This is a genomic window from Caulobacter sp. CCH9-E1 (genome assembly GCF_001556515.1).
Lineage (GTDB): Bacteria > Pseudomonadota > Alphaproteobacteria > Caulobacterales > Caulobacteraceae > Caulobacter.
Genome location: NZ_LSJA01000157.1, coordinates 1 through 992 on the forward strand (window position 1 = coordinate 1; position 992 = coordinate 992).

Genomic DNA, 992 nt, shown 5'->3' on the forward strand with positions numbered 1-992 from the left:
CGGCCGCCGTCGGCTTCATCGCGCTCTCGGGCGTGGCGGTGCTGAACGGCCTGGTCATGATGACCGCCATCCGACAGCGCCTCGCCACCGGCATGCCGCTGGAGAAGGCGATCATCGACGGGGCCATGGAGCGGCTGCGGCCGGTGATGATGACCGGTCTGGTCGCCTCGCTGGGCTTCGTGCCCATGGCCCTGGCGACCGGCACCGGCGCGGAGGTCCAGCGTCCGCTGGCCACCGTCGTCATCGGCGGGCTGATCACCGCCACGGCCCTCACGCTCTTCGTCCTGCCGGCGATCTGCCGCTTCGTCCTGCGTAAGGCCGAAATCCGGAGACCCGCCGACGCCTAAGACCAAGGCGGCGCGCCGGACAAGCTCCGGCGCGCCGCCCGTTCTTCATATCCACCCACGGAGCACTTGAATGAGTAAGCCGATCGAAGGGGGAAGCACGGCGATCGCCGTGTCGGGACTGCAAGCCCAGAAGAAGCGTATCCAGATCCTGGCCGAGAACATCGCCAACGCGAACTCGACCGCCAGAACCCCCGGCGGCGAGCCCTATCGCCGCCAGATCCCGGTGTTCAAGGTCGAGCCGATGGGCGGCGATGAGGGCGTGGTGTTGAGCGGCGTGAAAGCCGATCCCAAACCATTCCCTCAAGCCTACGACCCCGGCCACCCAGCGGCCAACGCCGCCGGTTACGTGCTGCTGCCCAACGTCAACAGCCTGGCCGAGAGCCTCGACCTCAAGCAGGCTATGAAAGCCTATGAGGCCAATCTCAACGTCCTCGATACCCAGGACGCGATGGAGAAAGCGACCCTCTCCATCCTCGACAAGAAATAGACGCGGGGGAGCGCGCGCGAAGCTCCCATTTGGCGGGTTTCGTGCGTTGATCCCTCAAACTTGGCAGGCGCGTTTCGGCGCACGTGAAGAGGAGAGGTTTTCAATGGGAGCGGGACACGATCACGGCGCGAGCCAGGCCAATGGCCGCAGGCTCGCGA

2 protein-coding genes are annotated in these 992 nt (G+C 66.2%); both read left to right on the forward strand.

What is annotated here, in order from left to right:
* Nucleotides 1-347, forward strand: a 347-nt coding sequence (locus tag AX690_RS10155; RefSeq protein ID WP_197425246.1) for an efflux RND transporter permease subunit, incomplete at its 5' end; no start/stop codon positions are given.
* 70 nt (nucleotides 348-417) lie between these two features.
* On the forward strand, nucleotides 418-834 hold the full coding sequence (flgC, locus tag AX690_RS10160; RefSeq protein WP_062095610.1) for a flagellar basal body rod protein FlgC: 417 nt from the start codon (nucleotides 418-420) through the stop codon (nucleotides 832-834).
* Nucleotides 835-992 lie beyond the last annotated feature (158 nt).